Below are 15470 nucleotides of genomic sequence, written 5' to 3'. Positions count from 1 at the left end.
AATGCGGACCCTTTGCGGGTAAGCTGTCGATTTTAGGGTAAGTCGCGAGGAGCGATGGCCAGCGGGCTTTTCGGCCGCCGGGCGCTCCTCAAAGGACCCGGCAACCGCGCGTAAGGCCGAGGAGGAGAAGCGAAGTAAGGGCGCGCGTATTGTCACGCAGGGCAACGCGCCCACGTGCAATCTGTTCGGAAATCTTTGCGCCGGTCAGCTTCATGGCCGCGCTTATAGCCGCCGGACAAGAAAGAAGCAAGCCCTCGCCTACTTCTTCAGCATTTGCACGCAGCGCGACAGCGCCAACATCAGCCCGCCAGCGATCAGCCCCCAGAAGGCGCCGGAAATGCCGCCGAAGGAAACGCCCGATGCCGTCACCAGAAACGTGATGGCGGCGGCCTCGCGCGATTCCGGCTGCTGGAAGGCGTTCAAGGCGGAATTGGCGAGCGCGCCGACTAACGCCAGGCCGGCCACCGCCTCGATGAGAATCGGCGGCGCCAGCGCCACGAAAGCCGTCACGGCACTCGCCAGCAATCCGAGGATCACATAGCCGATCCCGGCGACAATCGCCGCCCAGTAGCGCCTCCGTGGATCGGCATGAGCGTCCTGCCCGGCACACATCGCCGCGGTGATTGCCGCAAGATTGACGGCATGGCCGCCGAAAGGAACGGCAAGCAGTGAAAACACGCCGCTCACGGCAAACAGCGGGCCGGGCTTCGGCTCGTAATCTTGCACCTTCAACACGGCGATGCCGGGAATGTTCTGTGACGCCATGGTCACGATGAACAGCGGCAGCGCGATGGACACGATACCGGCAAGCGTAAAGACCGGCTTCACGAATTCGACGGTAGGCAACAACGAATGTTCCAGCGAGGCAAAGGCGCCATCCGATATCTTCACGTCAAAGGCCAGCACCAGCGCAAAGGCGGCAAGTGCCGCCGGAACGGCCCAAAGCCGCTTGAACGAGCCGACAACGATCCAGGCAAGGATGATTGGCAAGCCGAAGGCAGGATTGAAGGCGATCGCCTTCACGGGCGCGAAGCAGAGGCCGAGCAGCACGCCGGCCAGCATGGCATTGGCCAGCGGCGCCGGGATCGAGGCGACCGCCCGGCCAAAAGGCCGAAAAAGCCCGGCGATGACGATCAATATGCCGCAAATGAAAAATGCACCGACTGCCGCCGGGAAGCCGCCCTCGATCGCTCCGGCGCTCGCCAGCAGCGCGGCTCCTGGTGTCGACCAGGCAATACTGATCGGCAGCCTCGTCGCCACGCTGAGCACGATGGCGCAGAGTCCCATCGCAACCGAAAGCGCCGTCAGACCGGACGCCGCCTGCGCATCCGAGGCGCCGACCACCTGCAGGCCATGAAAGACGACGGCGAAGGAACTGGCAAAGCCGACGAAGGCCGTGAGGCATCCCATAAACAGGCTTTGAACGGAAAAATCTTTGAGCATGACGATGGAGACTCGAGGAGCGCATTGGGATCGATTGAATGCGCATGGAGCATCACAAGCATCGGGCGTGCAAGTGCTGTTTTCGCGCGAAATGACAGTGTAGCAAAGCAAAATCGCTCGCGGAATATATCGTCGTCGAGTCATATCGTGTAGGAACGTGCATATTGACTCCCTTATTTATGCACGTTAATGCAAATTTATGAGCAATTCACTCCCATTGTCCCGCCGGGATGTCATCGAAGCACGGCTTGCAGAAGGCCGGCAGATCATCGCCGCATCTCTGGCCGCCGAGTTCAACGTGTCCGAGGACGCCGTGCGCCGCGATCTGCGGGCACTTGCGGCAGAGGGCAAGTGCCGCCGCGTCTATGGCGGCGCTCTCCCTCTCCTGACGCCGTCGGAGCCGATGGCCGTACGTGTCGGCCAGGAATCCGGCCGCAAGAGAGGCCTGGCCAAGGCGGCCGTCGCAATGATCGAACCGGGCGAATTCCTGTTTTTCGACAGCGGCAGCACCAATCTCGCAATGGTCGATCTTCTGCCGAAGAACCTGGACGTGACGATCGCGACGAACTCCATCGATATCGCCAGCGCAATCATGAAGCGCGGCGATATTCCGCTTGTCCTGATCGGTGGCGCGGTCGATCCCGTTGTCGGCGGCAGCGTCGATGCATCCGCGGTAGCAGCCATCGAAGCCATGAACATCGATCGTTGCTTTTTGGGTGTCTGCGCCGTTTCGGCGAGAAACGGCATCAGCGTGTACGAACATGCAGATGCGATCTTCAAACGGACGCTACTGAAGAGAAGCACTGCCCGCATCGCATTGATTACTTCGGAGAAGTTTCACGAACGCGCGCCGCATCGCATCGGCGGCGCTGGCGATATCGATTGGCTCGTTGTCGAGGATGACCTGCCCGCCGCAGACGAAAAGGCAGCCGCTGAGGCCGGTTTCTCGCTCGTAAAAGCAAACGACGTCACATCGTCCTCCTGATTTCGAAAGACAAGAAATGACCATGCAATCCACAGATCGGCCGGAAACCCGGCTGGCAACACGACTTGCTTTTCTGGTCGGAGGCTTTGCCCTCGCCTGCTGGGCTCCCCTCGTCCCCTTTGCCAAGAATCGCCTCGGCGTCGATGATGGCGTGCTGGGCATGCTACTACTCTGCCTCGGCCTGGGCTCGGTAGCGGCAATGCTTGCGACCGGCATGTTGAGCGCGCGATATGGCAGCAAACCGATCATCATTGCGGGCGGTCTCGGCCTCGCACTTCTCTTGCCGACCTTGGCCGTGGCCAGCACGTCCTTCACGCTTGGCCTTGCGCTGGCGGCTTTCGGCGCCTGCCTTGGATCGCTCGACGTTGCCATGAACATCCACGCTGTCGAAGTGGAGAAAGGCGCGGACCGGCCACTAATGTCCGGCTTCCATGCGCTGTTCAGCATCGGCGGCTTCATCGGCTCCCTGCTCGTCACCCTGCTCCTGTCCGTGAAGGCCGGTCCCCTCGCCGCCACGCTTCTCAGCTCGGCAGTCATGGTCGTCGCCATGATCGTCGCATGGCCACGGCTGCTGCGGACCCTCCCAGTGGAGGACGCGCCGCTTTTCGTCATGCCACGCGGCTTCGTGCTGCTGCTGGCCGCACTGGCAGCAATCACCTTTCTCGTCGAAGGCGCGATCCTCGATTGGAGCGCTCTACTTCTCACGACGCAGGGCCTGGTCGATACTAGCCATGGCGGCCTCGGCTATATGCTGTTTGCCATAGCGATGACGGTGGGCCGTCTGAGCGGCGACGCCATCATCGCAAGGGTCGGGGACAGGGCAGTCATGTTATGGGGCGGCATCGTCGCGGTAGTGGGCTTTGGCGTCCTCCTCCTCAGCCCGATCGCGATCCTCGCCATGGGTGGTTTCCTGCTGATCGGCCTTGGCGCCTCCAACATCGTTCCGGTGCTCTTCCGTAAGGGCGGTTCGCAGAAGGCCGTGCCTGCAGGCCTGGCCGTCGCAGCCATCACCATGACGGGATATGCCGGCGTGCTCGTCGGCCCCGCCGGCGTCGGTTTTGCGGCGGATCATCTCGGCCTGCCTGGCGCCTTCTGGATGCTCGCTCTGCTGCTCAGCGCCGCCCCTCTCTGTGCCGGCATCGTTACCCGTAATCGAGAACAGGGAGAGGCCGATGCGCATCGCTCATACCGCTCTGTGGACGCATGATCTCGATACGGCAGCCGATTTCTGGAAGACCTATTTCGGTGCGACCGTCGGCGAAGCATATCGAGGCAGCCGCCGCCCCGGCTTCATTTCCCGCTTCGTTTCCTTGCCTGGAAGCGACGACGAGATCGAACTGATGACCGGCCCCTGGCTTTTTCCCGACCCGCACGGTGAACGCATCGGCTGGGACCACATTGCCATATCGCTCGGCAGCAAAGCTGCCGTCGATGCATTGGCCGAGCGATGCCGGACGGACGGCTGTCTGAAATCCGAGTCCCGCATGACAGGAGACGGCTTCTACGAGGCCGTCATCACGATGCCGGACGGAACGCCGGTCGAGATCACCGCTTAGGCAGTGCTCGGCCAATTCCGCAGCGTTCACAGCTCAAGCACTCCAATTCGCCGCCCCTGGAAACGTTGCAATCTCCTGGTGGCGAAGGCTGGCGGCGGCTCTCTCGCCGTCAGCCCTTTCCCTTCGGTCGAAGCGAACGCAATCCCGTCACCTCAAAACAAAGCCCCCGCCTGCCTTTCGGCAAGCGAGGGCGCTGACTTCAATCGAGCAAAACCCGCTAGATCAGATTTCTGCCTGCGAGGTCACGATGCGCGAGACCAGGCCATAAGCCTTGGCTTCCTCGGCAGAGAGCCAGTAGTCGCGGTCCGTGTCCTTGGCGATCTTTTCGATCGGCTGGCCGGTGGCTTCCGAGAAGATCTTGTTCAGGCGCTCGTTCATCTTGATGATTTCGCGTGCCTGGATCTCGATGTCGGAGGCCATGCCGCGCGTGCCGCCAGACGGTTGGTGCAGCAGGAAGCGCGTGTTCGGCAGGCAGATGCGGCGCTCCTTCGGAGCAGAGACATAGATCAGCGCTCCGGCGGAGGCCACCCAGCCTGTGCCGATCATCCAGACCTTCGGCTTGATGAACTTGATCATGTCGTGGATGGAATCGCCTGACTCGACGTGACCGCCGGGCGAGTTCACATAAATGCGGATATCGTCGTCACTGGCGGCGGAAAGCGCCACGAGTTGCGAGCAGACCTTCTGCGCCAATTCCTGCGTGATGCCGCCATATATGAAGATCGAACGCGACTTGAAAAGATTCGCCTCCGCGTCCTTGCCCAAGGGCTGCTCGGTCTTCTTGTCTTCCTGTTCGTCTTCGTCGTTCATTCAACTCTCCAGCATGATGCGTCGTTCACCGCACATAGTGCGACTCAATGCGTAAAACAATGCCGGAAAAAGACAAGGCGGGAATAGCGACTGACAACATGGTGTTATGATTGGGGATTACCGAAATGTAACTTGAATGGCTTTGAAAAGCCGAGATTTGATCCTACGTCAGGTCAGCGCGGTTAGAGACCGCGCCCCGAATTTACAGCACGGATAGCCAAGGAGGCCATCATGTCGCCAGAAGAACGTCAATTGCTTGCTTCTCTCTTCGATCGCGTGCGCGGTGCCTCCAGCACGCAACGCGACGCTGATGCGGAGGCCTTCATCAACCAGGCGGTTCGCGACCAGCCCTATGCGCCCTATTTCCTGGCGCAGGCCGTCATCATGCAGGAACAGGGCATGAAGGCGGCTGCCGATCGTATCCAGCAACTCGAGGCCCGTGTGCACGAGCTCGAGCAGCAGAGCGCCGACAATCACCAGCAAGGGCAGAGCGGCGGTTTCCTCGGCGGGATCGGCTCGCTCTTCGGCGGCGGTCAGCAGCAGCGTGTGCCAGCGCCGCAGGCGACCAGCCCGCAACAGCAAGGTCGTCTCTATGACGACTATGCCCGCAATGCGCCTCAACCCGGCCCTTGGGCTGGCCAGCCGCAACCACAGCCGTCAGGCCCGTGGAGCCAGCAGGCAGCCGCTCCTTCAGCTGGCGGCAGCTTCCTGCGCGGCGCGCTTGGCACCGCGGCCGGCGTCGCTGGTGGTGTGATGCTGGCAGAATCGCTCTCCAGCCTCTTCAGCCCGCATCTGGGCGGAACTGGCGGCGGCCTTTTCGGCGGCAATGCCGGTAGCGGCCTTTTCGGAGGCACGGCAGCCAACGCGGCCGAACAGCCGGTGCAGGAAACGATCATCAACAACAACTATTTCGGCAACGACGACAATAGCGATCAAAGTGATCAGAGGGCGGCCGATTACGCCCAGGACGCTGCCCAAGACGCTCAGGACGATGATTATGACGACTCGTCCTATGACGATGGCGACGACAACTCATTCGCCTGAGCCGCAATCTCATCGAATCCATCAGAAAAGCCGCCATCCCCGGATGGCGGCTTTTTCATTCAGCCTCGGCCGCGATAGGGCTGCACACCCTGATCCGGCAGCCACACACCTTCCGGCGGCTTGCCGGTCTGCCAGAAGACATCGATGGGAATGCCGCCGCGCGGATACCAATAGGCGCCGATGCGCAGCCACTTCGGCTGCAGCAGATCCACCAGGCGCTTGGCGATATAGATCGAGCAATCCTCGTGGAATGCGCCATGATTGCGGAAGGAATGCAGGAAGAGCTTCAGCGACTTCGATTCCACCAGCCATTCGTTCGGAATGTAGTCGATGACGATATGGGCAAAATCCGGCTGTCCCGTCATCGGGCATAGCGAGGTGAATTCAGGCGCGGTGAAGCGCACGACATAATCGGTGCCGGCATGGCCGGACGGCACCTTCTCCAGAACGGCCTCTTCCGGATTGCTGGCGGTCTCCGTCTGGTTGCCGAGCATCGACAGGCCGGACACATCGGTCTTTGGCATCTCAGGTCTCCTTGATCACTTTGACGCGGATACCATGGGCTTTTTCACCCTCCGGCTCCACATGAATGGTTATTTCGGCGCCCGCATGGATCGCCCGTATGGCATCTTCAAGGCGGTCGCAGATTCGATGTGCCTCTCGCACCGGCATGGCCGCGGGCACGACCATATGGAAATCGACGAAGGTCACGGCCCCTGCCCTGCGCGTCTTCAGATCATGCACACCGAGAGAACCCTCGGCATTTCTGGCGATCGCATCCTTGATGACATTCTCCTCGTCCGGCAGAACGGCCTTATCCATAAGTCCATCGATCGAAGCGGAGATGACTTTCCAGCCCTGGTAGAGAATGTTGATGGCAACGAGAATAGCCAGCACGGGGTCGAAGATCGGATGGCCGGTGCCAAGCGCCAGCAACAGGCCGATCAGCACGCCGATCGAGGTATAGACATCCGACATGATGTGCTGGCCGTCCGCCGTCAATGCCGGAGAGCGATGCATCCGTCCGGCCCGGATCAGCGTCAAGGCCCACACACCGTTGATGACACCGGCGACAAAGTTGATGGCGAGACCGAGTACCGGTGCCTGCATGGGCTGCGGATTGGCGAGATGGCCGACCGCTTCCTGCACGATCATCAGCGCTGCAACGACGATCATCACGCCTTCGGTAACGGCGGAAAGATATTCCGCCTTGTGATGACCGAAGGGATGATCGTGATCGGCCGGCTTCTGCGCGTAACGGATGACAAAGAAGGCAATGAAGGCGGCAACGACATTGACCAGTGATTCTAATCCATCGGACAGAAGCGCCACCGAGCCCGTCAACCACCAAGCCAGCATCTTCAGCCCCATAACGCCGAGCGACAGCGGAATGCCCCAAAGGGCAAGCCGCCTGATCGTATCGTTTCCTTGACTGTTCATGCCCGTCTCCAAATGTCCCCACGCCTGCTTATGCGAATGAATTGCAAAAAAGGCGCCATTGAAATGCAAAACCGCCCGCGCGAATTTTCGCGCAGGCGGCTCATTGACGGCTCATATGGGCCAGGACTTAGCGTTTGTCAAAGGCAGACACCCTTTTCACACGACAATTCGTTGCCGATGTGCGAATTGAAGGGAGCGCCGTCTGGCCAGTCCATTCGCGGAACATGAGGAAGACGTTTCCTAAATCGCCGTTCCGCGACAATTGGAAGCCGATAATGCGCACGCCTGTGGAAAATCGTGCTGGTAGTTTGGCTTGCCATCCAGCACTAAGCTGCGCTTCAGCCTGATGTGCAAGGGTCGGCGATAGCGGCCGATGCGCCGCCGACTCCTAATAAAAATCACGGTTGAACATGCCCGCTCCTGAAAAGACTGCCGAAGCTACACCTTCCATCGCCGACGTCCCCGCGGGTGTGTCGGATCATCTGGTCGCAGCCGGCGCATTTTCAGATGTGGAACGCAGCGCCGTCTATCGCGCCATCGAGACGCGCCGCGACGTCCGCGACCAGTTCCGGCCCGATCCCCTTCCCGACGATCTCGTCCGGCGCTTGCTCGAGGCTGCCCATTCGGCACCGTCGGTTGGATTCATGCAGCCATGGAACTTCATCCTGATCCGTCAGCCAGAAACGCGCGAGCGCGTGTGGCAGGCCTTCCATCAGGCCAATGAGGAAGCTTGCGCGATGTTCGAGGGTGATCGCCGCACGCAGTACCAGCGGCTGAAACTGGAAGGCATCCGCAAGGCGCCGCTCAGCATCTGCATCACCTGCGACACAAAGCGTGGCGGACCGGTCGTGCTCGGCCGCACGCACAATCCGGATACCGATGTTTATTCGACCGTCTGCGCCGTGCAGAACCTCTGGCTTGCGGCAAGGGCCGAAGGCGTCGGCATCGGCTGGGTCAGCATCTTCCACGAGGACGCCATCAAGGCGATCCTCGGCATACCCGAGCATGTGAAGATCGTCGCCTGGCTCTGCGTCGGCTATGTCGACGAACTCTATGACATGCCGGAACTCGCCGTGAAGGGATGGCGCGACCGCCTGCCGCTAGACAAGCTCATTTTCGAAGAAGCCTGGCAAAACTGCGAGGATCTGTGAGGGTCATCCCTCGGCAGCAACCTCGGTGGATCAAAGAGTTATGATCTGAACGTGACAAACGAGATCACATTGCCATCCGGATCGCGCACATGGAAATCGGTGCCGCCCCAGGCTTGCTTCATCAGCGGCTGTGCGAACTCAGCACCCCTCTGCTTGAACTCCTCGAACAATCCCTGGACATTCGAGACCTCGATAGAGACGAGGATGAGCGATTTCTCCTTCGCTGCAGCGGCGGCAAAATAGGGCTCATAGACGAGCCGCAGGTGGATGCAGATACCGTCGCGCGACATCGCCCCATAGAACGGCGGCGACCCATGCAGGAAATCCTCGGCGAAACCGAGCTTCTCCCTGAAGAAGGCCGCACTCGCAACCACATCCCGCACGAAAAGGATGGGAACGATGCTCTTGAAAACCGGCGGCTCCGCTGTAACGGCCGGCATCTTCGGCGCGTCCGCTGCGACGGACTTCAATTCCGCCCAGCTCCTGTGGCCCGCTTCCACCGCAACGATCTCCTGCGCCAGCGTTAGGGGGAACTTCATCGCCAGGATCTCGCGATCCGTCAGCGCCTTGAAACGATCGAGCATTCGCACTCTTCCGCCAATGGAATAGTCGCACTCTCGGTGCCAGCGCATCAACAGCTTGGCTTGTTTACGATAGGTATCGAGGGTTGGCATGGGCAGACTCCTGCTGAGTGATGTCAGCGGGCAGGCCTAGCCCTTTCGGCCCGATGCCGATGTGCCCCACAGGAACGACGCAAAGGTTAGGGTACAACCTGAAGCAAGTCAAACCGCCTCAAGGCAAGGTATGGCCCGCCACAAAGCGTTCATCGTCATTATGCAGCCGCAAGGACATTCGCAGCATCCAGGGCAATGACGTCCAGAGGCCGGAGGTCAATCCCGCCTGCCTCAACGCAGCTGCCGTCCAGGTATTGCATCCCATCAGCGCGTTGAAAAAACCCCGCGCTTCGAAGAACGCGTCGTTCGGCCCATAGTTGCTGCCAGGCAGAGGTATCGGACCACTGTCGGAGCGATCAAAGCTGGCGAGAACGAATTGCTTGAGCCGCTCAAGACCTTCGGCATCGATGTCGATGACTGTCACAGCCGGAGCATCCAGCGGGATATCGCCCGCCAGCTCCGCATGAATGACGGACCGGTCGAGCGCAAAGCTCTTCAAGACGGGCCTCGCCTTCAAATCGGCCCATGTGCGCGTCTCTGTATAGAAGCTCCGACCGCCCCAGCCGAAAATGAGATAGCGCAGGTTGGGATTGTCGATATCCAGCCCGGCTGTCCGCAGGAAAGCGAAACGCGTGAGAAGATCGCCATCAACGGGAATGGCAATATCCGTATGTATGGGGTTACTGAGCATGAGGATTTGTTGTGAACGCTCGCTGAGCGCAGCCTGTGCCTCCTGCCACAGCGGACGTGGCACGACGATGCCGAGGCCGACGAGGAGCACGACGGCGAGAACGGCGAAGAAAACGCCCTTGACTATCTTTGAGATCACCGACTGAAAGCCCCCACCACACATCAATCTCTTCAGCGGTTTGTCGGCTCTTTCAAGGCATAAAAATGGCCCCATGCACTTTTTCCGAGTGCATGGGGCCATCAAACTTGCGGAACTAAAAACTCTCGCCTCAGGCGGCCTTCGTCTTCACCCGCCGCGCCAGATGCGCCACGACATTCTCGATCATCCGCATGCCGGCATCGCCACCGAGCGTCATGATCGATTCCGGGTGGAACTGCACGGCCGCGATCGGCTCCTTCACATGCTCGATGCCCATGATCGTGCCGTCTTCGCTTTCGGCCGTGATCATGAAGTCGCGCGGCAGGCTCGATGGATCGGCGAAGATCGAGTGATAGCGACCAACAGTGACCTCGCGGCCCAGACCGGAGAAGACCAAGCCGGGTTCCAGCACGCGGATGCGCGAAGGCTTGCCGTGCATCGGGATCGCCAGATGACGCAACTCACCGCCATAGGCTTCGGCAAGCGCCTGCAGGCCTAGGCAGACGCCGAAGATCGGCAGGTTGCGCGCCCTCGCCTTCTTGATGGTCGCCTTGCAATCGAAATCCTTCGGATTGCCGGGACCGGGCGACAGCACGACGAGGTCCGGATCGAGCCGGTCGAAGACCTCTTCCGGCACCGGCGTGCGTACGGTAGACACCGTCGCGCCCGTCTGGCGGAAGTAGTTGGCAAGCGTGTGGACGAAGCTGTCCTCGTGGTCGACGAGCAGGATCTTCACGCCCTTGCCGACGGAAGCAACGTCGCGTTGCTGTTTGCCGGAATTGCCGGTCTTGGCAACACGGATGGCGGAAAGCATGGCGGAGGCCTTCAGTTCGGTTTCTGCTTCTTCTTCCTCGGGGATCGAGTCGTTGAGCAGCGTCGCGCCGGCGCGCACCTCGGCAATGCCATCCTTGATACGGACGGTCCGCAGCGTCAGGCCGGTATTCATGTCGCCATTAAAGCCGACCATGCCGATCGCGCCGCCATACCAGGCGCGCGGGCTCTTCTCATGATTCTCGATGAAGCGCATGGCCCAGAGCTTCGGCGCACCGGTGACGGTAACAGCCCAGGCGTGGCTCAGGAAGCCGTCGAAGGCGTCCATATCGTCGCGCAGGCGGCCCTCGATATGGTCGACCGTGTGGATGAGGCGCGAATACATCTCGATCTGCCGGCGGCCGATGACCTTGACCGAACCCGGCTCGCAGACGCGGCTCTTGTCGTTGCGGTCGACGTCGGAGCACATCGTCAACTCGGACTCGTCCTTCTTGGAATTCAAGAGCTTCAGGATCTGCTCGCTGTCGGCGATCGGATCGTCGCCGCGCTTGATCGTGCCGGAAATCGGGCAGGTTTCGATGCGGCGGCCGGACACACGCACGAACATTTCAGGCGAAGCGCCGACGAGATATTCCTGATTGCCGAGATTGATGAAGAAAGAATAGGGCGACGGATTGATGGCCTTCAAGCGCTTGGAAATATCGGATGGCTTGCTCTCACAGCGCTCCATGAATTTCTGGCCGGGCACCACTTCGAAGAGGTCGCCCTTGCGGAAGCTCTCCTTCGCCTTGACCACCAGCTCCGCATATTCGCCGGGGCGATGATCGCTCTTCGGCGGGATGGCATCGGTGTGGCGGAACGGCTCGGGCACGATCTCGCCCGACTTGCCTTCCGTCGATACGCCGCCCTTGGCGAAATCGTAGCGATCGATCCAGGCTTTGGCGGAGTAGTTGTCGACCACCAGAATTTCGTCCGGCAGGTAAAGCACCATGTCGCGCTGATCGTCCGGGCGCTTGAGCTTCAGATCGATCGCGTCGAACTGGAAGGCGAGATCGTAGCCAAAGGCGCCGTAGAAACCGATGCTAGCATCGGCCTGCGAATAGAAGAGATCGGTTACGGCGCGCAAGACGGTGAAGACCGTCGGCATCTTCGAACGCTCTTCCTCGGTAAAGACACGATCGGGCGCCTTGACCGTGAGATCAAGCCGACGCGGCGACGAAGCGCCAAGCACGACTTCAGAAACGGTCTTCAGCTTCTCCCCGATGAAGCCGAGAATAACTTCGCCGCGCTCGTTATAGGCTTCGATCCAAACATCGCGCCCATTGCAAGACAGGCCGAGCGGTGGGTCGACGATGGCGGTATCCCAACGCGTATAACGGCCGGGATATTCGTAGTTGGAGGAGAAGACGGCGCCGCGGCGCTCGTCGAGCTTGTCGATATAGGACGATACAGCATCCGCATAGGGCGTCGGCCGGCGCTGCCGGGTGACGGTGATGCCGCCCTTCGTCTCGTAGATTTCCGCACCATCATCCCGAAGGATCGTTACCATTGTTCCTCACTCCGTTGTCAGGCCCAGATGACAGGCGGCCAATATAACAAAAAAGCCGCCTCGAAATCTCGGGCGGCTCACTCGTCGTCTTTGAACACGATTGGTCGAGGCCGCCTCAGCGTGCCCACCACCAAACTGCAATGTTGTTCAAGGACGTGTTCATGGCGGGAATTGTTAGCGTGAGATGAGGGGATACGCAAGCGGAAGATGGAAGGAAAGTTTCCGGTATTGGATAGCAGCTTCCGCCCGCGATCGATCAAGGTCCGTTAGACACGACGACTTTCGAAATGACCGAGCTTCGGCAAAACCAGATCGCCAACGGTGTAGGTGTGGAATTCGCTTGTCGAAACCTCGTCAAGCCTGCGGAATTTCTCGACAAAGACTGGATCGGAGAAGAATTCATCGACATTGCCGGCGCCCTTGATGGCTTCGATATTCACAACCGTCAGACCGTCCGTGCTCTTGGCAAGGTTGCTCCAGAGGAATCCTTGTTTCCGCTCGGCGACATAGTGAACGACATCCTGGATCACCCGGAAGGCTTCTTCCTGCTTGCCGGGATGAACGTGGATGACATTGACGATGAAGGTGGTCGGCTGCGGCTGGGCGATGAAATGTGCGGAGTTCGTATCCATTGCGGTTCCCTATGGAAAAGCGGCGTTATTGCCGCGCCGGCACTGGATATCGCGGCGGAGATAGCGGATAAACAATCCGGTATTCTCATAAGATCGGAATTATATTCCGTAATCGGAGTTGCGATGGACAAGCTTGGAACGCTCGGCATCTTTGTGCAGACGGCGGAGGGCGGCAGCTTCGTTGCAGGCGCGCGACGGCTTGGCCTCTCCGGCTCCGCGGTCGGCAAAGCGATCGCCCGTCTGGAACAAGAGATGGGGGTCCGCCTCTTCCATCGCTCCACCCGCAGCATGACGCTGACCGAGGAAGGCAGTTTCTTTCTCGATACCTGCCGGCGGATCTTGTCCGAACTCGATACGGCTCAGGCGGAACTTTCGAAATCGCATGCAGCAACTCGCGGTCATCTTCGCGTCAGCCTCCCTCTGGCCGGAATGCTGTTGATGCCGGCGATATCGGCCTTCATGCGCGCCTATCCCGATATTACGCTGGATCTGGATTTTACCGACAGGCTGGTGGATGTGATCGAGGAAGGGTTCGATGCGGTCATCCGCACCGGCGACGTCAGGGATACGAGGCTGATGAGCCGCAAACTCGGCACATTCCGCTTCCAGATTGTCGCCGCCCCGGACTATCTGAGGGCGGAAGGCATGCCATCGGCCCCTGAAGACCTGCTTCGGCACAAATGCCTGCATCATCGCTATCCCAGCACGGGCAAGCTGGAGCCGTGGCCTCTGGTGCGCAATGGGGAGGAGTTGCGGCTCGCCCTACCGACAACGACGATCGCCAGCACCATCGAGCCGCTCATCCATCTCGCCGAGAATGGCTTCGGCATAGCATCTTTGCCATCCTTTGCCGTCAGCGCGCAAATCGCCGACGGCCGGCTCGTGCCACTGCTCGAAGACCATATCGCGAAGAAAAGCATCTTCCGCATATTGTGGCCCACAAGCCGCTATCTCTCCCCAAAAATACGGGTCTTCGTGGATTTCATGGCGGCCAATCTGTTTTCGGATCGGTTGGCCGCCTGACGATTCCGCCCTCGTCTATTCTTGCGCTCTCGCCGCTTCGAAGAACTCCTCCGGCCCATCCACCTCGATTAATCGCTTCCGATCAATCAGCCAGAAGCGATTGCCGATCGATCGCACGAAACTGCGGTCATGCGAGACAAGAAGGCAGCTTGCCTCATTCGCCGTCAGTTCGCCCTCCAACGCCTCCTGGCCGTCGATATCCAGATGGTTGGTCGGCTCGTCCAGCAGGTAGAAGTTGGGATTGGTCAGCCGCAGCGCCAGCATGGCGAGCCGTGCCTTCTGCCCGCCGGAGAGACGGCCGATCTCCTTGCCCTGCATGTCGATGTTGATCCCTACGCCGACCAGCAACGTGCGGGCACGCTGCTCTCCAAGTTCGAACAAGCGCGTGATCATGCCGAGCGGCGTGTCCTTCTGGCCGAGATTGGAGAGCGCCTGGTCGCTGTAACCGAGCACGATGGATGGCGTCGGCTTGATCGCACCGCCGGCGGCCTGATCGGCTATTGCCCTTCGGATCATCTCCACGAACCGCGTCTTGCCGGCGCCATTCTGCCCGAGCAGCACGATGCGGTCGCCCTGGCAAATCCACTGCTGTCCCGTCTTGAACAGCAAGGTGCCATCAGGCGTCGTGACGATCGCATCCTCCAGCGTCAGCAGTACCTTGGCGTGGATGCCGCGATTGGCGAGCTTGATCGAGCCGGAAGAGCGCTCGCGGTAGCCCGGTCTCGCGCTGTCCTCCAGCTTTTCGGCTCGCGCCTTCAGCTGCTTTGTCTTGACCGTCAGCAGATCACTGCCAGAATTGACACCGAGATTATAGAGCTTGGCCGCCTGCTTGCGCAGCTGCTGCGCCGTCTTCATCTCCTTCTGGTAACGCCGCTCATCCGAGGCATCGACCTCGTCCAGCGCCGCACGCGCCCTGCTATACGGCAGCGCGTAGGCCTGCGACTGGTCCTGACGCAGGAACAGAGTGCGATTACAAACGGCATCGAGGAAGGCGCGGTCGTGGCTGGCGATGATGACGGGCACGTCGCGTGGCAAGGCATTCAGCCAATCCTCCAACAGCGCGATCTTGGCGAGATCGAGATGGTTGGTCGGCTCGTCCAGCAGCAGCACATCGGGCTCCGTCACCCAAACGCGGGCAAGCATGGCAAGCCGCTGCCAGCCGCCGCTGAGCTGAGCCAACGCCCTCTCCCGCATCGCATCAGGCACATCGAGTGAATCGAGAGTGACGTCGACACGCCAGCCCTCGCTCGCGGCCTGCTCCTTGGGCAAAGCGCGCAAGACCGCGTCATAGAAGGAGATAGCCAGCAGGTTCGCCGGTACGTTCTGTTCGACATAGCCGACGCGCAAGCCCCGAGCGCGGGTGATCTCGCCCGTGGTCGGCTCCTGCCTGCCCGTAATGCAGTTGAGCAGCGTGGTCTTCCCGCGTCCATTCGCAGCAACGATGCCGACGCGATCACCGGCATCCACGGTAAAGTTGAGATTGGAAAACAACGGCGCACTCATGGTGACGCCCAGATTGCGGAGATTGATCAGAGTCATGGTCTTTTCCGGTCTCGATCGAGC

General features: G+C 60.4%; 15 protein-coding genes. 6 read left to right on the top strand and 9 right to left on the bottom strand.

Features of this window, described 5'->3' with window-relative positions; translation table 11 throughout:
- Positions 1 to 258 precede the first annotated feature (258 nt).
- Positions 259 to 1443 carry a benzoate/H(+) symporter BenE family transporter gene (locus tag ACYJRZ_RS02150; protein WP_459455636.1) on the bottom strand — a complete coding sequence of 395 codons (1185 nt, stop codon included), beginning with the start codon at positions 1441 to 1443 and terminating at the stop codon, positions 259 to 261.
- A 199-nt stretch (positions 1444 to 1642) separates the two neighbouring features.
- On the opposite strand from ACYJRZ_RS02150, the gene ACYJRZ_RS02145 reads away from it, so the two are divergent.
- Genes ACYJRZ_RS02145 through ACYJRZ_RS02135 form a run of 3 tightly spaced genes read left to right on the top strand, consistent with a single transcriptional unit; the run spans position 1643 to position 3984 of the window.
- On the top strand, positions 1643 to 2428 hold the full coding sequence (locus tag ACYJRZ_RS02145; protein WP_459455634.1) for a DeoR/GlpR family DNA-binding transcription regulator: 786 nt from the start codon (positions 1643 to 1645) through the stop codon (positions 2426 to 2428).
- A gap of 22 nt (positions 2429 to 2450) precedes the next feature.
- Positions 2451 to 3635: an MFS transporter gene (locus ACYJRZ_RS02140; protein ID WP_459455632.1), complete on the top strand. Its 1185-nt coding sequence runs from the start codon at positions 2451 to 2453 to the stop codon at positions 3633 to 3635.
- On the top strand, positions 3601 to 3984 hold the full coding sequence (locus ACYJRZ_RS02135; RefSeq protein ID WP_459455630.1) for a VOC family protein: 384 nt from the start codon (positions 3601 to 3603) through the stop codon (positions 3982 to 3984). The genes ACYJRZ_RS02140 and ACYJRZ_RS02135 overlap by 35 nt, the downstream gene beginning before the upstream one ends.
- 222 nt (positions 3985 to 4206) lie before the next feature.
- Here the strand turns inward: ACYJRZ_RS02135 and ACYJRZ_RS02130 are convergent, their stop codons facing one another.
- The gene (locus ACYJRZ_RS02130; protein WP_112340662.1) at positions 4207 to 4794 is read right to left on the bottom strand and encodes an ATP-dependent Clp protease proteolytic subunit; all 588 of its coding nucleotides are present in this window, start codon (positions 4792 to 4794) and stop codon (positions 4207 to 4209) included.
- 231 nt (positions 4795 to 5025) lie between these two features.
- Between ACYJRZ_RS02130 and ACYJRZ_RS02125 the strand changes: the two genes are divergently transcribed.
- Positions 5026 to 5838, top strand: coding sequence for a DUF2076 domain-containing protein (locus ACYJRZ_RS02125; protein WP_459455628.1), 813 nt, complete (start codon positions 5026 to 5028; stop codon positions 5836 to 5838).
- A 59-nt stretch (positions 5839 to 5897) separates the two neighbouring features.
- On the opposite strand, the gene queF is transcribed toward ACYJRZ_RS02125, so the two are convergent.
- Entirely contained in the window at positions 5898 to 6362 is a 465-nt protein-coding gene (gene queF, locus ACYJRZ_RS02120) for a preQ(1) synthase (protein ID WP_015340658.1), read from the bottom strand.
- Position 6363: 1 nt separating this feature from the next.
- A complete protein-coding gene (locus tag ACYJRZ_RS02115) occupies positions 6364 to 7278 on the bottom strand; it encodes a cation diffusion facilitator family transporter (protein WP_459455625.1) in 915 nt (304 codons plus the stop codon).
- Positions 7279 to 7682: 404 nt separating this feature from the next.
- Here ACYJRZ_RS02115 and bluB point away from each other — a divergent pair, with 404 nt between their 5' ends.
- Positions 7683 to 8429 (top strand): 5,6-dimethylbenzimidazole synthase, encoded by a 747-nt coding sequence (gene bluB / locus ACYJRZ_RS02110; protein WP_459455623.1) that lies wholly within the window; start codon positions 7683 to 7685, stop codon positions 8427 to 8429.
- A gap of 38 nt (positions 8430 to 8467) precedes the next feature.
- On the opposite strand, the gene ACYJRZ_RS02105 is transcribed toward bluB, so the two are convergent.
- The 4 genes from ACYJRZ_RS02105 to ACYJRZ_RS02090 all read right to left on the bottom strand — a co-directional run bounded on the left by ACYJRZ_RS02105 (position 8468) and on the right by ACYJRZ_RS02090 (position 12884).
- On the bottom strand, positions 8468 to 9103 hold the full coding sequence (locus ACYJRZ_RS02105) for a glyoxalase superfamily protein (RefSeq protein ID WP_459455621.1): 636 nt from the start codon (positions 9101 to 9103) through the stop codon (positions 8468 to 8470).
- A 118-nt stretch (positions 9104 to 9221) separates the two neighbouring features.
- Positions 9222 to 9932, bottom strand: a complete 711-nt coding sequence (locus tag ACYJRZ_RS02100) for a TIGR02117 family protein (protein WP_459455619.1) — start codon at positions 9930 to 9932, stop codon at positions 9222 to 9224.
- A gap of 130 nt (positions 9933 to 10062) precedes the next feature.
- Positions 10063 to 12252, bottom strand: coding sequence for an anthranilate synthase (locus ACYJRZ_RS02095; protein WP_459455617.1), 2190 nt, complete (start codon positions 12250 to 12252; stop codon positions 10063 to 10065).
- A gap of 266 nt (positions 12253 to 12518) precedes the next feature.
- A complete protein-coding gene (locus ACYJRZ_RS02090) occupies positions 12519 to 12884 on the bottom strand; it encodes an antibiotic biosynthesis monooxygenase (RefSeq protein ID WP_459455615.1) in 366 nt (121 codons plus the stop codon).
- A gap of 123 nt (positions 12885 to 13007) precedes the next feature.
- Here ACYJRZ_RS02090 and ACYJRZ_RS02085 point away from each other — a divergent pair, with 123 nt between their 5' ends.
- On the top strand, positions 13008 to 13907 hold the full coding sequence (locus tag ACYJRZ_RS02085; RefSeq protein ID WP_459455613.1) for a LysR family transcriptional regulator: 900 nt from the start codon (positions 13008 to 13010) through the stop codon (positions 13905 to 13907).
- A gap of 15 nt (positions 13908 to 13922) precedes the next feature.
- Here ACYJRZ_RS02085 and ACYJRZ_RS02080 read toward each other — a convergent pair whose 3' ends face one another.
- Complete coding sequence (locus ACYJRZ_RS02080) at positions 13923 to 15446, bottom strand: ABC-F family ATP-binding cassette domain-containing protein (protein ID WP_459455611.1); 1524 nt, start codon at positions 15444 to 15446, stop codon at positions 13923 to 13925.
- Positions 15447 to 15470: the final 24 nt, after the last annotated feature.

It is taken from the genome of Rhizobium sp. No.120 (assembly GCF_054558365.1).
This window is presented reverse-complemented; position numbering and strand designations above follow the sequence as displayed.